This is a genomic window from Pannonibacter sp. CBAS1226 (genome assembly GCF_055685825.1).
In genome coordinates, this window is the sequence record NZ_JBVOUO010000001.1 from 1 (window position 1) to 20,232 (window position 20,232).

Sequence of the window (20,232 nt, forward strand, 5' to 3'; positions counted from 1 at the left end):
GGTAATATCAGCCATCTATGTGTCCCTTTCCTGGGTCCAGCATTTTTACCGCTCTTCCTGAGCGGGATGGCCTGATCATGATTTGGTAACCCTAATGCTTGGTTAACTCCGCGGCATTTTAAGGTTAATGGTTTCTTGCCTTTGCGAGTGCTCCGGCAAGGCGCAGACTTCACAGTTGAAAGCGCAAAAAAAGGCGGCAAGCCTGAGCCTGCCGCCTTGTTTCGCGGGGGTATTCTTGACTTAGAACAGACGCAGCACGTTCTGGTCCGCCTGTGCTGCCAGCGAGAGGGCAGTGGAGGCGAGGGACTGCTGGGTCTGCAGGGCCAGAAGGTTGGCACCTTCCTGGTTGGTGTCGGCCAGGGTCAGGCGGCCTGCGCCTTCCTGCAGCGTGTTGACCATGGACTTGGTGAAGTCCTGACGGTTCTGCACGATCGACAGGTTGGTACCGAAGGTCGATGCCTGCGACCGCAGCGTGTCCTGAGCCTTCTTCAGAGAGTTCAGAACGTCGTCAATGCCGCTGTCCAAGGCAAAGCCTGACTCTGCCGAGTTGTTTGTCGAGCGGTCGGCGAAGGAGCCTGCAGCCTCACTGCTAGACGACAGGTTCAGCTTGAAGTCGGACGTGACCGTCAGTGTGCCGCCGGTGAGATCCGTTGACACGCCGTCGACATCCCCGAGGAACTTCTGCAGATCTCCGACCGTGGTGCCGGCCTTGATTTCCAGCTTGCCGAGTTCGGAGCCATTGGTGTCGGTCAGGGTGATGACGTCGCCGACATTGAACTCGTCGTCTGCGGAAAGCAGGCTGCCTGCGGTCAGGGCGGCTGTAGCCGTGCCGTTGGTCAGGGTAATCGTTGACGTGCCGCTGGTGCCGGTGGCCAGGCGCGACAGGTTGAGGCCGGTTGAGCTGGAAACATTCGTGTAGTCAACGGACGAGATCGACAGGGAAGACTTGCCGTTCTCGTTGAAGGTCACCTTCAGGTCGTTGCCCTGGCCGCCGAGCAGGTTCTTGCCCTTGTAGCCGGAGTCCTTGGCGATGTCCTGGATCTGCGTCAGGAGTTCATTGTACTCCTTGACGTATTTGGTGCGCTCGACCTGATTGGTGGTCTGCGCAGCTTGGTTCACCTTGGCCTTGGCGGCGTCGACGAGGCCGGAGATCGAGGTGATGCCCTTGTCTGCTGCCTTCAGGGTCTGGACCGACTGGCCCATGTCGTCGAGCAGGGAGCTCAGATCGCTTGCGCGGTTCTCAAGGCCCTTGGCGGTGAAGAAGGAGTTCGGATTGTCGAGAGCCGAGTTGACCTTCTTGCCGGTGGAGAGCTTCTCCTGAACCGAGCTCATCATCTGAGCGGTTGACTGAAGGGCGTTGAGGTTAGCGCGAACGGCGCTGGACAGACTAACGTTGCTAGACATTACGGTTTTTCCTTCCTGGGAAAACACAATACATGGATCCGTTCTGGATCCCGCAAGCAACAAAGTCAGCTCTAAAGCGTAATGACAAGTTAAGTTATATGGTTATCGGATTTTAACCTTAACGCATGATGAATTGTACTTTATGGTTAATTTGATTTTAATTTCAGATCAAAGGCTTGCAATGTGCCCGGCGCGGGGCGCGGTGCTCGGACAGGGTATTGCGGGTGAGGGGCGGGGGATGGCTCGGCTGCACATTCTTGCTGGCGGACAAACGGAAAAAGCCCCATGACCTGGGTCATGGGGCTGCACTGGCGTGCCGGATCTTGATTTTTTCAGGCGGTGCGCTGAACCGTGGCGGAGGACTGGGGAACTACCGGCTCATCGCCTGCCTTGGCGTAGGCCCGCAGTTTGCGCAATGTCTCGCTCGGGACCTGCTGCACCACCTCGCCGGTTTCCCGGTCCATGGCGACATAGATGAATGACTGGCTTTCCGGGTCGAGCGTGTTCTTGCGCACGATGTCCCGCGAGACAAGCGGCGTCGCCGCGCTCTGCTGATTGCCGTTCTCGGCAAGCTGGCGCTGTCCTTCAGAGTTCCCCGACGGTCTCACCGTCTGGGAACCCGGCAATTCAGTTTTAGCTGCGGGCTCGTTCTGTTCCGGAGCCCGCGTAGCCGGGGTTACTGCCGCATAGGCGGTCAGTGACGGCCGGATTGCTCCTGTATCCATGCCTGCCTCCTTCGGGTAACACTCCTTGACCCGATGGTATCACCCACAAAATACAACGGGGATATGAATCCTCCGTTAACGAAAAGGTTAGACTTTTCGCGGGTGCTGGCAAGTGATTCGCGCCGCTGCGTCAAAGCGATCTGTTGATAGCGATCCCTTCCGCGATCCGGGGCGCCTGCGGTGAAGCGCCGCCCGGGCCGTAGGTCGTGGTCCTCTGCCGGGCGCCCACGGCCTGCGCGACCGTCGTCACCACGGTCGATGCCACTTCCCGCGCCGTGGACAGAACCGCCAGATTGATGCGCAGGACAGGCTGGAATTCCGCATGCTGCCGCCGCAGGGATTGTACCGCAGCCGGAGCCAGATTGCCTAGAGCCACGGAGTGCTCCTTGGCGAAGAGAACACCCTGTGTGTAGTGGTGTACCAGCACGGCCTTTTCCGGCTGCAGCTCGCCTGCGGCGCGCAACTGGCCTTCCCGAACCATATCCGTTTCCTTCTCGATCAGTTCGAGAAGCTTTTCCATGGTGTGGCAGACGGCAAGGCAAAAGCTCTCTGCCTCGGATCTGCTGGTTGGCCTTGCGGTGGAAAAGGGCAGGGCCGCTGTTTCCGGGGTGTGGGCGTTCACTGGTTTGCCTCCTGAAGGGCGAGCAATTCGCGCTCGATCGTGTTGGCCAGGCCGATTCCTCCGGCCGAAGCGATGGTTTTGGACATTTCGTCGATCAGCATTTTCTGCCAGGTGTCGGAGCCCTGCCCGCCGCCCCAGGCTCCGCCTTCCTCAAGGCCGGTGAACATCGACTGCATCATGGTGTTGAGGAAAACGGCCTCGAAATTCTCGGCCTGCTTGCGGATCGAGTCGGGAGCGATGATGCGGCCGCCTCCCAGGCGGGGCAGGGCTGCAGCGCTGGTGAGGGTGAGATCTGATGGCGTCATGGCTTACAGGGCCTCGATTTCGGCCTGCAGCGCACCGGCTGCCTTGATGGCCTGAAGGATGGAAATCATGTCGCGCGGGCCGATGCCGAGCGTATTCAGCCCGTCAACCAGCTGCTGCAGGGTCACGCTCTCGCTGACGATCGCCAGCTTGCTGCCGCTTTCACTGACGGAAACGTCAGACTGGGGCGTGACCGCGGTCTGGCCATTGGCGAAGGGCAGGGGCTGGGAGACCTGCGGGTTTTCCGCGATGGTGACGGTGAGGTTCCCCTGGGCGACCGCCACGGTCGAAACCCTCACGTTCTGGCCCATCACGATGATGCCGGCGCTTTCATCGATCACGACGCGGGCCGGCTGATCCGGCTCGATGATCAGCTGCTCGATGTCGGTGAGCAGGTCCACCACGTTGCCGTTGTAATCACGCGGCACGGTGAGCTGCACTGTGCCGGGATCCAGAGGCTCGGCGGTGGGGAAGCCGATCAGTTCGTTGATGGCGAGGGCAACGCGGCGCGAGGTGGTCAGGTCCGGGTTGCGCAAGGCGATGCGCACGGTGGTCATGCTGGCCAGCTTGAAGCCGACTTCCCGCTCGACCAGAGCACCATTTGCGATGCGGCCGGAGGTCGGCACGCCGCGTATCACCGAGGCTGCATCGCCTTGTGCTGCAAATCCGGAGATGGCTACGGCGCCCTGTGCAATGGCATAGGTCTCGCCATCGGCACCCATCAGCGGCGTGACCAGCAGCGTCCCGCCCTGCAGGCTTTCCGCATTGCCGAGAGCGCTGACGGAGACATCGATGCGCGTGCCCTGTGTGGCGAAGGGGGGCAGGTTGGCCGTCACCATGACTGCCGCCACATTGTTTGTATTGAGGTCCGCGGCTGTCGTGTTGACGCCCAGGCGCTCCAGCATGGCCTGCAGACTTTGCCGGGTGAAGGGTGAATTGCGCAGGCCGTCGCCTGTGCCTTTCAGGCCGACGACAAGGCCATATCCGATCAGCTGGTTCTCACGGATGCCCTCGAAGTCTGAGATATCCTTGATCCGCGAGGCGGCCACCGCCGCAGGCGCAAGAGCTGTCAGGAGGACAGCTATGGCCGCGAAGAGGAGACTGGAACGGAGCAGACGTGCAAATGGCATGGGAGGGACCCGGCGCATGAGTGGTTTGCACCTGCTTATGCGAAGTCCATGCCAGATTATCCACGTTTCCCGGTTTTGATATAAGATATTGAAAATAAATATATAAATCCAGGATCTTGCCGTGTTCCCGGTGTTTTGATCATGTTCTGCCGGGACTGTGCCGGGCAATTCTTGCCGGGAGGACCGGATTTCCCTACCTTCGGGGATGGAAGAATCTGACCGGGAGCCCGGCAAGGTCAGACCGGCCATCCGGGTACAGGATTGGCCGGTGCAGGGCTGGCTCATGAGAAACGGGAAGCGAGGCCACAATGCGCATCACCAACAACACGCCCGTTTCCTCTGTTCAGGGCAAGGGCAGCAAGAAGAAAGCCGGTGGCGGCGGTGGTTTCCTGATCGGGGGCGATGGCGAGGCACATGCTGCCGTGTCGACGTCCTCCTCGTCGTCACTCTCGGGCATCGACGCCCTGCTTTCGCTGCAGGAGATGCAGGTCCAGCCGGATGACCGCGATGCTGCCACTGCGCGCGGGCATTCCATGCTGGATTTGCTGGATGCGCTGAAGGCAGACCTTCTGGCTGGGATGATTGAACCCACCCGGCTGGAGGAGATGATGAGCGCTCTGGCGGACCGCCCCGTCAGCAGCGATCCGGGGCTGGAATCGGTCATCGACGAGATCGAATTGCGCGTGAAGGTTGAGCTGGCTAAGCAGGGCCGGTTTACAAGTTGATGCATGCTGGCTGGCTGCGCGGCTGCGCAAACTTCGGGCGCAATGGGTAACCCATTGAAATGGAAGGAATAAAGTTCAACATTTTTTTCGGGTTTGCCCGTTGTCGCTGACCTCCAGTGACTATATATTCCCCCCGTCCTAACGGTAACCGGAGTTTCCGATGACGGTTGAACTTGAGTCTGACTATCGACCTTCCGAGGACGAGCCGTTCATGAATGAACGGCAGCGCGAGTACTTCCGCAACAAGCTGCTCGCCTGGAAAGAGGACATCCTGCGTGAAAGCCGCGAGACGCTGGCGAACCTGCAGGAAGAAAGCACCAATCACCCTGACTTCGCTGACAGAGCTTCGTCGGAAACGGACCGTTCCATTGAACTGCGTGCACGTGACCGGCAGCGCAAGCTGATCTCAAAGATCGATGCGGCGCTGGAGCGGATTGAAGACGGCAGTTACGGCTATTGCGAAGAGACCGGCGAACCGATCTCCGTCAAGCGCCTGGAGGCCCGCCCGATTGCGACCCTGTCCATCGAGGCTCAGGAAGCGCATGAGCGCCGCGAAAAGGTGTACAGGGACGACTGAGATCCCGGTTCCTCGGTAAAATTTTCAGCCCCCGTCAGCCGCGCTGCCGGGGGCTTTTGTTTGTCCGGGCCGCCTGTTTCCGACCAGTTCGCAATCAGCCCTGTCTTTATGGGGAGGCAGGGGCTGAGGAGAAACGGGCACGGCGCTCGGGGAGCGAGACGCCGTGCCCGTCATTCAGCCAGTCCGGCGTCCGGAACACCGGGCTGGCAGGGGGATCAATTCGGGTTGCAGAAGGAATAGGCCCGCTAAAGGGCGCAGGGGGAGTGGGCTGACCGGCGGCTGGGGAGTGCAGCCGGTCAGCCGTCTGTGAGGTCACATCAGAAGGGCAGAACGATATCCAGCACCTGCTGGCCATAGCGCGGCTGCTGGACGTCGGTGATCTGGCCGCGTCCGCCATAGCCGATACGGGCCTCGGCGATCTTCTCGCTCAGGATGGTGTTGTCCGACCGGATATCCTGCGGCCGCACGATACCGGCAACGATCAACTCGCGAACCTCGAAGTTGACACGGACTTCCTGCCGGCCCTCGACAACCAGATTGCCGTTTGGCAGCACCTGGGTCACCACGGCGGCGACAGAGGTGCGCAGGGTCTCCTTGCGGTCGACCGAGCCCGACCCCTTGAAGGTGGAATTGGCGTTGACGGTTGCGAGAGCATCGGCGCTTGCGTTGCCTGGGAGAACATACTTGTCGATGGCTGTGCCCAGTGCACCGCTGACGCCGGACCGGTCGGTGCCGCTGCGGCTGCGCTCTGTCTCGTTGTCAAACTGGGCACGGTCGGAGATCGTCACCAGAATGGTCATCAGATCGCCGACCTGCTTGGCGCGCTGGTCCTCGAAGAAGGCGCGGTTGCCGGACTTCCACAGCGAGTTGGCATTGTAATGCACGGGCTGGGGTGTCGGCATGGGCATCTGCACCGGACGGTAGCCGGGCATGGTGGTCGGGTCCTGAATGGCATTGAGGGCCGGGGCCTTGCCGACCTGCGCAAGGCGGTCCGCAGAGCCGCAGGCAGCCAGGGGCAGGGCCAGAAGGGTCAGGGCAACAGCCTTGTGAATCGGACGGATCATTGTGCGCTCTCCTGGGCAGGCAGGCTGGTGTTGGCGGCAAGTGTGCGGGGAGTGCCGCCGAGGCGGACTTCTCCGCGGGCGCTCACGGTACCCCTGACGGTGCGGCGGGACTGCAGATTGATCACGTCGATCATGTCTCCATCTGCGCCTGCGGTTGCAGCCTGGCCTTGCGTGGTCAGTTTCATTCCCGAGATTTCATAGATCAGCGTGACCTTGTCGCCGCGCTGGATCAGCATCGGGCGTTCGAAGTCCGCCTTGCTGAGTTGACGGCCCGGGCGCTGCTGGATGCGTGCGGCCAGTCCGAGGATCTCCTGCGGATCTGTCACGGCCCGGCCCTGCACCCGCTCACGCGGCAGACGCATGGTTATCAGGTCCTGCTCCCGGACAATCGCCCCCCTGTCCAGCGGGCTTGCGAGTGCGACGATGGCCGTCATTTCCCGCGCAATGCCGGTGAGGCTGACACGGCGGTAGCCGTTTTCACCTGCGTAGGACATCACGATGTCGAACCGGCCGTCCGCGCGTGACCAGAGGGCCTGTTCGATCCGCAGGGGATCGGCAGAGCGCGGATCGGCGTGAATGATCTGCGGTGTGCGGGCGAAGACGATTTCGAGGTCGTCTGCGGAAATCTGGCCCTCCTGCCGTGCCAGCCGCTCTGCGATGATGCCGGAGAGGCGCTGTGCATCGAAGGAAATCGAGTCACGGCGGACAATGACTTCTGCAAGTCCATCGGTGCCTGCAGACTTGAGGCCTGCCGCACGGGCGCGCTCGGCAACAAGTGCCGCGCTCACATTGCCCGAAGTGCCCAGATCCGGCGAGCGGAACAGCGGTTCAAAGCCGGCAGCGCCTGCGTTGAGGTAGAAATCGCCGATGGTGACGATGTCCGAGGAGGTCACGACCTCCGGCCGCAGAACGGGAGCTTCGCTGCCGCGCTGCCAGACCGGCTGGCTGCTGCCTGCCGCAAGACTTGCGGCGCCGGGCATCAGGCCTGCGAGGGCGGCTCCAAGAAGCGCAAGGAACAGGGGTCTCATCACCAGCCTCCTTTTACCGCAGGTTGGTCGTGGTCGAGTACATGTCGTCAGCGGCCTTGATGATCCGGGAATTCATCTCGTAGGCACGCTGGGCGGAAATGAGATCCGCAATCTCCGTCACGGCATCGACATTCGCCATCTCGAGGAAGTTCTGCTGCAAGTTGCCGAAGCTGTTCTCGCCGGGATTGCCGACCTGTGCGGCGCCGCTGGCGTCGGTCTGGAGGAAGAGGTTGTCGCCAATGGCTTCGAGCCCCGCCTTGTTGACGAAGCGGGCGAGCTGGATCTGGCCGAGGTTGACGCTGGCGCCATCGACGGTCACCTGCACCGTGCCGTCGGACGAGATCGTCAGGTCGCGGCCATTGTCCGGGATGACGATGCCGGGCTCGATGGTGAAACCGTCGACGGTGACCAGCGTGCCGTTGGCATCGCGCTCAAAGGAGCCATCCCGCGAATAGGCGGTGGTGCCATCGGGCATCTGGATCTGGAAGAAACCTTCACCGCGGATGGCGACGTCGGTTTCCTTGTTGGTCTGTTCCAGGTTGCCCTGGCTCATGATGCGTGTGGTGGACGCGGTCTTCACACCCGAACCGATCTGCACGCCCGTCGGCACGATGGTGCCCGCGTTCGATGTGTCCGTGCCCATGCGGCGCAGGTTCTGGTAGAGCAGATCCTGAAAATCGGCCCGCTGGCGCTTGAAGCCGGTGGTGCGCATGTTGGCAACGTTGTTCGAAATGACTTCAACGTTGAGTTCCTGCGCCTTCATGCCTGTGGCGGCGATATGGAGTGCTTTCATGGTGGTCTCTCCTGTCCGTCTCAGGCCTGCGACTTGCCGAGGCGCTCAACCGCTGAGCGGGACAGGTCGTAGGTGTCCTTCATCAGCTTGGTCACGCTCTCGTACTTGCGGGTGATTTCGATCAGCTCTGTTACTGCCGTGATGCCATGGACGTTCGACTGCTCGACGGCGCCCTGGATCACCCGTGTGCGGGCGACGGGCTGCGGATCCGTGTAGGTCATCAGGTTGTTGCCGATGGAAACCGCGTTGCGCGGCTCCTGGAAGGCGACAAGACGGATGCGCCCGCGCACGCCGAGCTCCGAAGAGATCGTCCCGTCAGCGGCAATGTCGATCTGCCCGTCCTGCGTGGTGAAGGTGATCGGGCCGCCTTCTGTCAGGACCGGGCGGCCGTCCGGCGTGACCAGCTGGCCGGTGCTGTCGAGATGGAACGATCCGTTGCGCGTATAGGCTTCGCTTCCATCTTCCATCTGCACCGCAAACCAGCCGTCGCCATCGACAGCCAGATCGAGCGGATTACCGGTCATGATGATTCCACCGGCCTGAAAGTCCGTGAAGGTCCTGGCGTCCTGCACGTAGGAGAGGGTTCTGTCGCCGCGGTTGAAGGCCGTCGCCTGCGCCACCGGCATCAGATATTCCTCGAATTTCATGTGCTTGGCCTTGTAGCCAGACGTGGTCATGTTCGCCAGATTGTTGGCGGTCACATCCAGCTGCCTGCGCAAGGCAACCTGCCGGGACAGGTTAATGAGCTGCGCATTCTCCATGTTAACGATTCCTTTTTGCTCCCCGAGGGCACGCCAGCCTCCCCAGGTCAGCGTGCCGCCACCCTTGTAGCAGGGAGCGTGCCAGTTTTTATTTTGTTGAAATCATTGGGAATTTTTCTTTTCGTCACGGTGCGGGGTGCAAATAGGTGAGGAAAAAATGAACCAGTGGGCAACAGTTGCCGGGTGATGGGTTAAGGAGTTGGTAACCACTCGTTAACGATTAACCCTTTAGAAACTATTCACGCGCAGGCATGTGCGGCAAGCTGGCGGGGCGGCAATGGCCGATACGGATACCGACGCCGAAAACGGCGAAGAAGGCGGTGCGAAGAAGGGCGGCAAGAAGAAGCTGATCCTCTTCGGAGCAGCCGGGCTTGTTGCACTGCTCGTCATTGGCGGGGCGGTCTGGTTCCTGTTCCTGTCAGGGGGCGGAGAGCCGGTAGACCCAACGGCTCCGCCCGTCGTGCAGCAGAGGCCGGTTGTCTTTTACGACCTGCCGGAAATGACCGTGAATCTGTCCACCGAAGGGCGGGCGACCTACCTCAGGGTGCGCATTGCGCTCGAAGTGTCCGATCAGGCCATGGTGGACCGGATCAGTCCGTATCTGCCGCGTATTCTGGATGCGTTCCAGATTTACCTGCGTGAGTTGCGTCCCGCTGACCTCGAAGGGTCGGCCGGTTTGTTCAGGCTCAAGGAAGAGCTGCTCCGGCGCATCAATCTGGCGGTTCATCCGGCAAGGGTTGATGGAGTGCTGTTCAAGGAAATCCTGATTCAGTGACGGTGATACATGGTTGACGACGACGATCTGAGTGATGCCGACCTGGCTGATGCCTGGGGTGCCGCGCTCGCCGAGCAGGGGGCTGGCGACGACGACGATGATCTGGCCGCTGCCTGGGGTGCGGCGCTGGAAGAGCAGGGCGTCGGCAACGCGGACGACATGGCGGCCCAATGGGCGGCGATGATCGATGACAGCGAGCCGGAGCTTGAGAATGCCTCGCGCGGTGCTGACCGCGTCCTGAACCAGGAAGAAATCGACAACCTCCTCGGTTTCAATATCGAGGACACGATCTCGCGCGATCAGAGCGGCATCCGTGCGCTGATCAACTCGGCCATGGTGTCCTATGAACGCCTGCCGATGCTGGAAATCGTGTTCGACCGGCTTGTCCGCCTGACCACGACATCCTTGCGCAATTTCACGTCCGACAACGTGGAAGTGTCTCTGGATTCGATCAGCTCCGTCCGCTTCGGTGACTACCTGAACTCCATTCCCCTGCCGGCCATTCTGGGCGTGTTCAAGGCCGAGGAATGGGACGGTTTCGGACTTGTCACGGTGGAATCGAGCCTGATCTACTCGATCATCGATGTGCTTTTGGGCGGCGGTCGCGGCACGACGGGTATCCGCGTCGAAGGCCGGCCCTATACCACCATCGAGACCAATCTCGTCCGGCGCATGCTGGAAATCATCCTGGCGGATGCGGAGCAGGCTTTTGCGCCGCTTTCCCCGGTGCATTTCAGCCTGGAGCGCATGGAAACCAACCCGCGTTTTGCGGCGATCTCGCGCCCGGCCAATGCGGCCATCCTTGTCGAGCTGCGCATCGACATGGAGGACCGTGGCGGCACCATCGAGATCATGATGCCCTATGCCACGCTGGAGCCCATCCGTGACCTGCTGCTGCAGATGTTTATGGGCGAAAAATTTGGCCGTGACCCGATCTGGGAAGGGCATCTTGCGAGCGAGATTCACGCTGCCATGGTGGAGGTGGATGCGGTCCTTTACGAGACCTTCCTGCCGCTCAGCCGCGTCCTGAGCCTCGATGTGGGCCAGACACTGATTTTTGACGTGGAACCTGATGATCCGGTGACAATCAAGTGCGGCAACGTGGAGCTCAGTGAGGGTACACTCGGCAAGGTCGAGGATTCGATCGCGATTCGTGTCACCCGCGGATTGCGCAAGCCGAAGATGACTCTGGCCGCATTTGAACGGGCCATGCAGAAGGAAATGGAAACGTCATGACGTCCCTGCCGCTTGGAATGTTGATCGAGGCTCTGGTGGCTGTCCTTCTGCTGGTCACCATCGGCTATTGCTGGATCCTGAACCGCCGGCTGCAGCGTCTGCGTGCTGATGAAGAGACCCTGCGTGCGACGATCTCGGAGCTGATCACTGCCACCGAGATTGCCGAGCGTGCCATTCTCGGCCTGAAAGCCACGGCAAATGACGCGGACAAGACACTTGGAACCCGGCTAACGCAGGCCGAGCATCTGTCCAAGCTTCTGGCCGGACAGCTGGGGGAGGGCGAAGCCGTTCTGACGCGCATCAGCCAGATTGCCGAAGCCGCCCGCACCGCGCATACGGCGGAGGATGCCCGCCGCGCTGCCGAGGAAGAGGCCCGTCAGCGCGCGCAAGCTCAGGCCCACGCTCAGGCCCAGGCCCAGGCTGAAGCCGACGCCCGCCGCCTTGCAGCTGCCCAGCAGGCGGCTGCCCCTGCCTACCAGCAGGCGCCTCAGGGCTATGTCGCGCCGCAGCCAGCACCGCGCCCGGCCCCCCCGGCAGCGCCCTATGCCGGCGCCTACCGCCCGTCCGCTCCCGCGCCTGCCGCACCGGCTCCGTCTCCTTCAGTGAGCGCGCGGGACATCCGTGCTGCGGCGGCCGAAGCAACCGCCCGTCTTGAACGCTTCCGCAAGAAGTCAGGGGAGGCCGCTGCTTGAACCTTCGCCTGCTTCCAGTTGTCGGCATAGCTGCCAGCGCCCTTCTGGCGCTGAAGCTGCTCGGCCTTGTGCTCGGTGAGCACACGGCCGTGGGCCCGGTCATGGAAGCAAGAGCGCAGGCCCAGCCCGCGCCGCAGCAGGCTGCCCAGCCGCAGGAAACGCCGTCTGCCGGAACGCCCGCAACCGCTGAGACGCTTCCGGAGGTTCCTGCCGTGCCTGACACCCTGGAGCTTGGAGGGTCAAGCGCGGAGCGTGCCGTTCTGGAGAGCCTTGGCGAGCGGCGCAGGGCCTTGCAGGATCAGGAAGGGCAGCTTGATCTGCGGGAGAAACTGCTGCAGGCGACCGAAGAGCGGCTGCAGCAGCGGGTTGACGAGCTCAAGTCGCTCGAGCAGCAGATCCAGCAGGGTGTCGAAGAGAAGAAGCGGCAGGAAGAGGGCGAGATCGCAGCGCTGGTGATCATGTATGAAAACATGAAGCCCAAGGACGCAGCCCGCATCTTCGACCGGCTTGAACTTGATATCCTGCTGAAGGTCGTGCGCCAGATGAAGCCGCGCAAGATGGCTGACATTCTGGCGCGCATGTCGCCCGAGGCGGCTGAAAAGCTGACCGTGGCGATCGCCAGCGGCGATGCGAACCAGCCTCAGGGGGCTTCCATCCTGGCCCCGGCTGCACTTCCGAAAATCGGCTCAAACTGACGGAAAGCGCCGAGTTTCGCGGTGCGGCGTAACAGGGTGTTAAGGCCGGTCCCCTAGAGTCATTTCGGAGCTTGTTCCAGAGGATAACCCTGACCTTGTTGAATGTTGTGAGGCATGCACGCCAGTGGGCCTCGGCCAGGGTCCACGCAGCGTTCCGGTATATTCCGGGAGCGGCTGTTTCGTGCCGCAGCCTTGCCGTTCTGCTTGCCGTGTCCTTGCCGCTGATGCCTTTGACCCCGGCCCATGCCCAGACGGCTGAGCCCGTGGACATGGAAGCGCGGGCCGAAGAGGGCTACGGCCGGATGATCCTGACCTTCAAGGACAGGACACTGCTGCCGCACTATGATGCCGCCGTCACAAACAATGTGCTCCGCGTTGCCTTTGAGGCGCCGATCCAGATCAACGTGGATGATGTCCCGCTGCAACTGGGCAACTACGTGGCCATCGCCCGCCGCGATCCTGATGGCAGCGCCATCCGCTTTGCCCTGAAAGACAGATTCCGCATCAACACGCTTGAAGCGGGCGAGAAGCTGTTCATCGACATTCTGCCTTCCAACTGGCAAGGCCTGCCGCCCGGCCTGCCGGATGAGGTGGTGCGTGAACTGGCGCGGCGCGCCGAGGAGGCCATGCGGCAGGTGCGAGCCCTCGAACAGGCGCGTCTGAAGGCGCAGGAGGGGCCGAAGGTCACGCTCCATGTCGGGGATCACCCGACCTTCACGCGTCTGGTCTTCGACTGGTCCATCCAGTTTGATACGGCCTTTGTGCGGGAAGACGACATCGTCCGCATCACCTTCAATCATCCCGCTCAGCTGGATGTGGGCGACCTGCGCGCCCGCCTGCCGCGTGGTGTCGTTGATGCGACAGCCTTCATTGATGAGGGCAAGCTCAAGTTTCTGATGCGTCTTGAGCCGGGTGTCGACATCCGGGCTTTCCGCGAAGAGCAGACCTATGTGGTCGACATCAGTCCGCCGGAAGCAAGGGTTCCGGCGGATCCGGCCAATGCTGCCATAAATGACGCCATAGGGGCCGGAGCGCCTTCCGGGGCGTCCGGCATGATCATTGCGCCGGGGAACCGCGACTATACCCCCCGCACGCCTGAAGGTGCCCCTGCCTCCGGCATGCCGCAGCCGGGCCGGGACCCGGTGTTCGACGGGGTTGAGGGCGGTGGCGTGAGCCGTCCGAGACCGGGGGCCATCGGTCCGCGGGTGGAGCCTGAAACGCCGGTTGCGCAGAGCACTCCGGCAACCGGCCTTGAAGCCGCTGAGGCTCCCGTTGATGTGGCTCTGGCTGAGCCCGGCAGCGGAGAAGCGTCTTTTCCGCTTCCCCGGGCCAAGCCGGTCTCCGCAACGGAACTGGCTTTGCAAGGCCCCGTGACGGATGTTGCGCAGATGAGCGCACCTGTGGTCATTCCGCCTCTGGCCGGCGAGCCGGAGACGGTGGCTTCGGTTGCCTTCGTTCCACCTGTCCAGGAACCGGCGCCGGAGACTGCACAGCCTGAAGGGGAGGCTCCGCAAGCCACTCCTGTTGCGGAGGGTCCTGCTCTGCAGGCTGGTGACAGGCTGATTGATGTGGTGCCTCTTGATCCGGTGCCCGTGCCTGCACGCCGCTCTGCCGCGCCTGCTGTTCAGGAGCCTGTGCCTGCGGATTTGCCGCCTGTCATTGATGTGACGGGGGCGACGCAGCCGCAAAGCAATGAAGCCTGGCGGGCAACTGGCGGCAATGATGCTGCGGGCACGCAGGCGCAAAGCATGCCGCCGAGCATCTTTGGCGGACCGGCCCGCTCGCCAGAAAGCCTGCCGCCCGATGCGGCGGAAGCAACCCTTAATTTCGTTGCGGCCGAAGCCCGGCGCATCGGCAACTCGGTGCGTGTCGTGTTTCCTTTCCGGGAACAGGTCTCCACGGCGCTGTTCCGGCGCAACAACAGTGTCTGGATGGTGTTCGATACCAGCTCGGCGATCGACGTGCGCGGCATGCGTTCTGCTCTCGGAGATATCGCCAGCGCGGTCGATATCCAGAGCTACGGTGACTACTCGGTGCTCCGGGTGAACGTCAGTTCTGCCACGCTGGCGACCCTCGGCGCCGATGGCAACGCCTGGAATCTCGTCATCGGCGACATGATCGTCGAACCCTCGCGCCCGCTGCTGCTGGAGCGCACGGTGCGGATCGACGGGGGATCGGTGCTGCGGGTGTCATTCCAGAACCCGCGTTATGTCCGCAGGTTCACCGATCCGGATGTGGGCGACGAAATTCATGCGGTGACCGGCTTTGGCCCTGCGCGGGGCCTGCTCAAGCCGCAGGGCTTTGTCGACCTGGATGCGCTGTCTTCCGCACATGGTGTTGCGGTCGTGCCAAAGTCGGACGGAGTGCGCGTGCAACTGGTGGGGGATGACGTCATCCTGGAGAAGACCGATGGCCTGATCCTGTCCAGCAGCCACCTGCGGCAGGGATCGGGTTCCTTCACCTCCCTCGTTGCTGCGGACAGTGTTGCCTCCATCGAATTCTCGAATCTGACGACCTCGGCGCCTGAGGATTTCATCCGCCGCCGCAGTGAGCTGGAAGCGGCCATGGCGGCGGCACCTGAAGGGCGCCGGCAGGGCCCCAGGCTTGATCTGGCCCGGTTCTATCTGGCGCATGTGTTCCCTCATGAATCGCTCGGCCTGATGGAACTGGCTTTGGAGGAAGAGCCGGCCCTGGCGCAGGATCCGATGTTCAATCTCATGATGGGCGCGGCCCAGACGCTTGCCGGACGGCCGCGTGAGGCACTGCCGCATCTGAGCCGTCATGATCTCAAGAACAATCCGGACGCGGCCGTCTGGCAGACCATCGTTGAAGTCGCCCTTGGCCAGTGGGCTCCGGCCCGCGCAGCACTGGCGCGCGGCCGTTCCGTCATTGGCAACTACCCCGTCAACATTCAGGCCGAGTTCAATCTGGCTGCCGCACAGGCCATGGTGGAACTGAATGATTTCGGCATGGCCAATGCCATTCTTGCGGAGATCGAGCCGGCGCTCATCACCCCGCAGCAGGCCACCCGCTATGACCTTCTGCGCGGCCGCGTGGCCGATGCGTCGGGCCGGTCGCTGGAGGCGCTCACCGCCTTTGATCTTGTTGCCCGCAGTTTTGACCGTCCGCGTGCGGCCGAGGCCCAGTACCGGGCGCTGCGTATCCGTTACCGGGACGGAGAGGTCAACATCGACAATGCGATCAACGAGCTTGGCGGCCTTGCCGCCTCCTGGCGCGGTGACGAGACGGAACTGAAGACGCTGCGGCTGCTCGCCCAGCTGCAGGCGGAAAAGGGCAATTACCGCGAGGCGTTCGAGGCGATGAAGTCCGCGCTTCAGGCTCAGCCGGACGCGGAGACCACCCGCCTGCTGCAGGAGGAGATGTCCGCACTTTTCTCCAGCCTCTTCCTGCATGGCAAGGCGGACGAAATGCCGGCGGTGAAGTCTCTTGCGCTGTTCTATGATTTCCGCGAACTGATGCCGGTGGGGCGTCAGGGGGACGAGATGGTGCGCAAGCTCGCCAAGCGGCTGGTTGAGGTGGACCTTCTCGATCAGGCTGCCGGCCTGTTGCAGCATCAGGTGGACAACCGCCTGAAGGGGGCCGCCCGTGCGCAGATCGCGGCCGACCTTGGAGCCATCTATCTGATGGACCGCAAGCCGGAGCGGGCCCTGGCGGTGCTCAACCGCACCCGTCAGGCAAACCTGCCTTCGTCCCTGGAGCGGCAGCGCAACATCGTCGAGGCGCGCGCCATGACGGAGAGCGGGCGTCCGGATCTGGCGCTGGAACTGGTCCGCAACATGCGCGGGGCCGATGTGGACCGGTTGCGTGCCGATACGTTCTGGAAGGCGCAGAGCTGGCGTGAGGCGGGGGAGCAGCTGGAGGCCATGTATGGCTCGCGCTGGTCAGACAATATTCCTCTGGAACAGATCGAGCGGGACGACATCCTGAAGGCCGCGATCGGCTATTCGCTGGCCGGTGACCAGCTCAGCCTGGACCGCCTGCGCACCAAATATGCGAAGAAGATGTCGGACAGTCCCCATGCTGCGTCGTTCGAAGTGGTCACCCGGCCCATCGCGGCACAGGGGGTCGAGTTCCTGGATGTGGTCAGAGGTATTGCCGCAACGGATACGCTCGACACCTTCCTGCAGGAATACCGGCGCCAGTACATGTCGCCTTCTGCGGACAGTGGCAGCAGCTCACTGGCCAATGCCATGCCGGCCAATGGCTGATACCAAGGCTCTGAGATGCTGACGCATCACGCCTTGGAAATGCTCAGGCGCCGCACGGGCTTAACCGGCGCTCGATGAGTCAATCTCATCGAGCGCCGGTATGACACCATATCCGGCGCCCGGGGCTCTTGCCGCATACGGACCGCAGCGGCTTGAACCTCTGCTGAAGCTTCCGGAGAAACTGATTCAGCTCTTGAAGAGATTGATTCAAGAACTGCCGGAATTGATTCCGGAATTCGCTTTAATCATTTGATTTATATGTTTTTTTGGAGCGCTACCCGGCGGCGCCGAAGCTTCTCACCAGACTCCCGGCCACGAGATACCAGCCATCGACAAGCACGAAGAAGATCAGCTTGAAGGGCAGGGAGATGACCACTGGCGGCAGCATCATCATGCCCATGGACATGAGGATGGAGGCAATCACCAGATCGATGATCAGGAACGGCAAATAGAGCAGGAAGCCGATCTCGAAGGCGCGGCGCAGCTCGCTGATCATGAAGGCCGGGATCAGGACCTGAAAGCTCAGGTCCTGTGGTGTTTCCGGCGGGGCCTGACCGGAGAGCTCCTGAAACAGGGCAAGATCCTTCTCCCGCACCTGGGTCAGCATGAAGGCATGAAAAGGCTCGGAAGCCCGTTCAAAGGCCTGATCGAATTCGATGGTTCCTTCCACCAGCGGCTGGATGCCCTCGTTATAGGCTGTCTGCAGGGTGGGGGCCATGATGAAGGCCGTCAGGAAGAGGGCCAGCGACACCATCACCGTATTGGGCGGCGCCGTCTGCAGGCCGATGGCCGAACGCAGCAGCGACAGAACCACGACAATGCGAGTGAAGCTCGTCACCATCACGAGGATCGACGGGGCCAGGCTGAGAATTGTCAGCAGGGCCACGAGCTGCAGGGCGCGCTGCGTCACGCCCGTGCCTTCGCCAAAGCCGATGGAAATGTCCTGCGCCAGTGCCGGGGCGGCGAGCAGCACCGCTGCTGCCCCGGCCAGAGCAAATGCCGTCAGGCGCACATATCTGGCGGATCTGGTTGCGCCCTTGCGACCGTTCATTTGCGCTCTTGCGTGCCGATTTCGGACAGGAGGCGTGCCATCTCTTCTTCAATGGCGGTCACGCCGGGATTGTCGCGGGCGGTCTGAACCTTGATCTCCGGAGCCGCACCCGGCTGCTCTGCCTCGCTGTCCTGTGATGCGTCAGGCTCCGGTGCAGCGGCTTTGGGGGCTTCGGCCTCTGCTGCCTGGGCTACAGCCGGTGCGGATGCCGAGGACTTGCTCTGCAGATGACCATCGAGAACATCAGCCAGGGCATCGGCCAGCAGATCGTCTGCCATATCGCCCTGCGCTGCGCTTGCCGGTTCTGCGGAGGGGCGTGCCGGGGCGAGAGGCGCGAACAGGTCTTCTTCGTCTGCGGCAGCATCCGGGGTGGCGGTGCTTTTTTCTTCGGGCTGGGCTGAGCTTGCCGGGCTTTCGGCCTGCTGGGGCGCCGGTGTGGTGTCTTCCTGCGGAGCCGCGGCGCTTTCAGTCTTCACCGGAGCCGGCGGAACCTCTGCTGCAGCTTCGCTGCGTGCTTCACCAGCGGCTGCGGTGTCGGTGGGGGCTGCGGCCACTGCCGCGCCTGCCGTGTTCGCCGGGGTGCCCGCCTGTGTGCCCGCCTGTGTGCCGCCGGGAGCGCCGGCGCCGCCGCGATAGCTCGCCGCGCGGGCTGGGTCCAGCCGCAGATACGGGTTGGTGGCCAGCGAGCCCAGGCCTTCGCCGCTGCGTTCTGCAGGGCTGCGAACTTCTGCTGCTGCTGTGGCGGAAGGTGAGGCGCCTGCAGATGCGGTGGCACTCTGAGCGGCAGCAGGCTGCGCCCGGACGGTGTCTGCCGCCGTAGCCTCGCCCGGCACCGGGCTCTGGCCGGCAGCAAGCGGATTCTGGAAAACGGTGCGTGCGCGGGCCGCGGGACCCGAAGAGGGAGGCGTGACCTGACGGCGCGGCTCGGGCTCGGGGGCCGGAGCCTGAACGTCGGATGACGTTGGCCGGGAGAAGGTGCGTGCGAGCCCCGCAACGGCAGCGCCTGCCGCAGCGACCGAGGCACCCGCCTTCTGGGTGAGAGCAGAGGTTGCCGACTGGACTGTGCCGCCAGCGGCGGGATCCCTCGGGGCGGGCTGGGAAGCAGACTGGACAGCGCTTCTGATGGCCGGAGCGGAAACTTCCGGCGCGCGCAGGGCCGGTTCGGACGCCCGCAGGGCAGGGCTGACCGGAGCGGCAGGTGCCGGTACTGACGGGGCCGCCGTTGCCGGGGCTGCGGATGTCCCGGCCGACATGGCTTCCGCTGCGCGGGCGCGCAGGGTCTTGATCGTGTCGAGCGGCGATGTCACCGGCTTGAGCTCTGAACCTGCGCTGCCAGCCACCTGGACGGAGGGCGCCTGGGCGGCGTGAGGCATGGATGTCTGGGGTGCCTGAGGCGTCTGGGGTGCCAGGGCCTTGGCTGCAGGCGCTTCAGCTGCCGGAGCATGCGGGCGCGGGGCGGAAGGAGCTGTTGCCTGCGGTGCCGGTGCGGAATCGAGCTGCGGCTCGTTTTGTCCGCGCGCGCGGGCGCTGGCGGCGAGGCTGCCGGCTGCCGCTGCTGCGCGGGCGGCAAGATTTGCGGCAAGGCGCTGCGGGCCGGAGGCGGCGGTCTGCGGCTTTTCAGCTGCGGAGGGCTGGGCACGCAACGGCGGGGGGGCAGAAGGCGCAGGAGCAGAGGACGGGGCGGCCGCAGCGAGCGAGGGGGCAGACGGAGCCGTCATGACCGCTACGGGAGCCGCAGCAGGGGCGGGGACGGGGCTGTCGCCGGTGTCATAGTCCGGCGCACCATAGCCTGCCAGCTGGCGCTGGTAATTTGCGGCGACCGGAGTGCCGCGAATGATCGTCTGTTCAACCACCACATCGGTCGGTCCGCCGACGAGAATGAGATGCTCCACATTGTCGCGGCGCACTAGCAGCAGGCGGCGGCGGGCATCAATGTTCATGGCATCCATGACCGCGATGCGCGGCTGGCGGTTGCGGCCTGCGTTGATGCGGTTGCCGGTGAATTGCCGCAGAAAATAGACCATCAGGCCGATCAATGCGAAGACGATGGCCAGCGCAATGATGAAAGACATCGCCCGTGCGATGCCGTCTCCGACGCCGAAAGTATCCGCGATCCACTCGTACATACCAACCTCATTACTCTGCGCCGGACTGGCGGCCGCCTCCTTGCCGGGTCAGGCGCCAGATCTCCCTTGCATTCAGCCGCGGAGCAGACTTCTGCCCCGCCTGCGTGATAGATCAGAGCTGCAAATAGCATCTGCGGGCGCCGAGGTATACCTCCCAGTTACCCGTCAGCCTGTTGCAGCGCTTCACTTGCGCCTTCCCAGACTTGCAAGCCGGCGCAATGCGCAACCATCGCCGCGTCTGCCTCCGGCTCTGCCCAGTTGCTGGCCCAGTTGCTAGCCAGGTTGCTGGCCAACTT

Annotated in this window: 18 protein-coding genes; 7 read left to right on the top strand and 11 right to left on the bottom strand. The window is 63.1% G+C overall.

Features of this window, described 5'->3' with window-relative positions; genetic code table 11:
* Positions 1 to 240: 240 nt before the first annotated feature.
* The 5 genes from AC0CMF_RS00005 to AC0CMF_RS00025 all read right to left on the bottom strand — a co-directional run bounded on the left by AC0CMF_RS00005 (position 241) and on the right by AC0CMF_RS00025 (position 4,184).
* Positions 241 to 1,404: a flagellin N-terminal helical domain-containing protein gene (locus tag AC0CMF_RS00005; protein WP_374628989.1), complete on the bottom strand. Its 1,164-nt coding sequence runs from the start codon at positions 1,402 to 1,404 to the stop codon at positions 241 to 243.
* Positions 1,405 to 1,736: 332 nt separating this feature from the next.
* Positions 1,737 to 2,129: a hypothetical protein gene (locus AC0CMF_RS00010; RefSeq protein ID WP_374628988.1), complete on the bottom strand. Its 393-nt coding sequence runs from the start codon at positions 2,127 to 2,129 to the stop codon at positions 1,737 to 1,739.
* Between the two features lie 130 nt (positions 2,130 to 2,259).
* Positions 2,260 to 2,751 carry a hypothetical protein gene (locus tag AC0CMF_RS00015; RefSeq protein ID WP_208975477.1) on the bottom strand — a complete coding sequence of 164 codons (492 nt, stop codon included), beginning with the start codon at positions 2,749 to 2,751 and terminating at the stop codon, positions 2,260 to 2,262.
* A complete protein-coding gene (locus AC0CMF_RS00020; RefSeq protein WP_050472589.1) occupies positions 2,748 to 3,056 on the bottom strand; it encodes a rod-binding protein in 309 nt (102 codons plus the stop codon). Before AC0CMF_RS00020 ends, AC0CMF_RS00015 begins: the two co-directional genes overlap by 4 nt.
* Positions 3,057 to 3,059: 3 nt before the next feature.
* Entirely contained in the window at positions 3,060 to 4,184 is a 1,125-nt protein-coding gene (locus tag AC0CMF_RS00025; protein WP_205630888.1) for a flagellar basal body P-ring protein FlgI, read from the bottom strand.
* Between the two features lie 308 nt (positions 4,185 to 4,492).
* Between AC0CMF_RS00025 and AC0CMF_RS00030 the strand changes: the two genes are divergently transcribed.
* Both AC0CMF_RS00030 and dksA read left to right on the top strand, forming a co-directional pair.
* The gene (locus tag AC0CMF_RS00030) at positions 4,493 to 4,909 is read left to right on the top strand and encodes a flagellar assembly protein FliX (protein WP_050472590.1); all 417 of its coding nucleotides are present in this window, start codon (positions 4,493 to 4,495) and stop codon (positions 4,907 to 4,909) included.
* Between the two features lie 160 nt (positions 4,910 to 5,069).
* A complete protein-coding gene (gene dksA / locus AC0CMF_RS00035) occupies positions 5,070 to 5,486 on the top strand; it encodes an RNA polymerase-binding protein DksA (RefSeq protein WP_026355707.1) in 417 nt (138 codons plus the stop codon).
* A 317-nt stretch (positions 5,487 to 5,803) separates the two neighbouring features.
* On the opposite strand, the gene flgH is transcribed toward dksA, so the two are convergent.
* Genes flgH through flgF form a run of 4 tightly spaced genes read right to left on the bottom strand, consistent with a single transcriptional unit; the run spans position 5,804 to position 9,132 of the window.
* Positions 5,804 to 6,550 carry a flagellar basal body L-ring protein FlgH gene (flgH, locus tag AC0CMF_RS00040; protein ID WP_058899427.1) on the bottom strand — a complete coding sequence of 249 codons (747 nt, stop codon included), beginning with the start codon at positions 6,548 to 6,550 and terminating at the stop codon, positions 5,804 to 5,806.
* Positions 6,547 to 7,578: a flagellar basal body P-ring formation chaperone FlgA gene (gene flgA / locus AC0CMF_RS00045; RefSeq protein WP_208991331.1), complete on the bottom strand. Its 1,032-nt coding sequence runs from the start codon at positions 7,576 to 7,578 to the stop codon at positions 6,547 to 6,549. Before flgA ends, flgH begins: the two co-directional genes overlap by 4 nt.
* A 13-nt stretch (positions 7,579 to 7,591) precedes the next feature.
* The gene (gene flgG, locus AC0CMF_RS00050; RefSeq protein ID WP_050472593.1) at positions 7,592 to 8,371 is read right to left on the bottom strand and encodes a flagellar basal-body rod protein FlgG; all 780 of its coding nucleotides are present in this window, start codon (positions 8,369 to 8,371) and stop codon (positions 7,592 to 7,594) included.
* A gap of 20 nt (positions 8,372 to 8,391) precedes the next feature.
* On the bottom strand, positions 8,392 to 9,132 hold the full coding sequence (flgF, locus tag AC0CMF_RS00055; RefSeq protein WP_374628987.1) for a flagellar basal-body rod protein FlgF: 741 nt from the start codon (positions 9,130 to 9,132) through the stop codon (positions 8,392 to 8,394).
* A gap of 277 nt (positions 9,133 to 9,409) precedes the next feature.
* On the opposite strand from flgF, the gene AC0CMF_RS00060 reads away from it, so the two are divergent.
* The 5 genes from AC0CMF_RS00060 to AC0CMF_RS00080 all read left to right on the top strand — a co-directional run bounded on the left by AC0CMF_RS00060 (position 9,410) and on the right by AC0CMF_RS00080 (position 16,759).
* Positions 9,410 to 9,907 (top strand): flagellar basal body-associated FliL family protein, encoded by a 498-nt coding sequence (locus AC0CMF_RS00060; RefSeq protein ID WP_374628986.1) that lies wholly within the window; start codon positions 9,410 to 9,412, stop codon positions 9,905 to 9,907.
* Between the two features lie 9 nt (positions 9,908 to 9,916).
* Positions 9,917 to 11,143, top strand: coding sequence for a flagellar motor switch protein FliM (fliM, locus tag AC0CMF_RS00065; RefSeq protein WP_472480698.1), 1,227 nt, complete (start codon positions 9,917 to 9,919; stop codon positions 11,141 to 11,143).
* Positions 11,140 to 11,835, top strand: a complete 696-nt coding sequence (locus AC0CMF_RS00070) for a DUF6468 domain-containing protein (protein WP_058899429.1) — start codon at positions 11,140 to 11,142, stop codon at positions 11,833 to 11,835. Before fliM ends, AC0CMF_RS00070 begins: the two co-directional genes overlap by 4 nt.
* Positions 11,832 to 12,530 carry a MotE family protein gene (locus AC0CMF_RS00075; protein ID WP_374628982.1) on the top strand — a complete coding sequence of 233 codons (699 nt, stop codon included), beginning with the start codon at positions 11,832 to 11,834 and terminating at the stop codon, positions 12,528 to 12,530. The genes AC0CMF_RS00070 and AC0CMF_RS00075 overlap by 4 nt, the downstream gene beginning before the upstream one ends.
* 224 nt (positions 12,531 to 12,754) lie before the next feature.
* Positions 12,755 to 16,759, top strand: coding sequence for a hypothetical protein (locus AC0CMF_RS00080; protein ID WP_374628981.1), 4,005 nt, complete (start codon positions 12,755 to 12,757; stop codon positions 16,757 to 16,759).
* A gap of 274 nt (positions 16,760 to 17,033) precedes the next feature.
* Here the strand turns inward: AC0CMF_RS00080 and fliP are convergent, their stop codons facing one another.
* Together fliP and AC0CMF_RS00090 are read right to left on the bottom strand one after the other, a co-directional pair.
* On the bottom strand, positions 17,034 to 17,810 hold the full coding sequence (fliP, locus tag AC0CMF_RS00085; protein ID WP_050472598.1) for a flagellar type III secretion system pore protein FliP: 777 nt from the start codon (positions 17,808 to 17,810) through the stop codon (positions 17,034 to 17,036).
* The gene (locus AC0CMF_RS00090) at positions 17,807 to 19,936 is read right to left on the bottom strand and encodes a hypothetical protein (protein ID WP_374628979.1); all 2,130 of its coding nucleotides are present in this window, start codon (positions 19,934 to 19,936) and stop codon (positions 17,807 to 17,809) included. The genes fliP and AC0CMF_RS00090 overlap by 4 nt, the downstream gene beginning before the upstream one ends.
* Between the last annotated feature and the right edge of the window lie 296 nt (positions 19,937 to 20,232).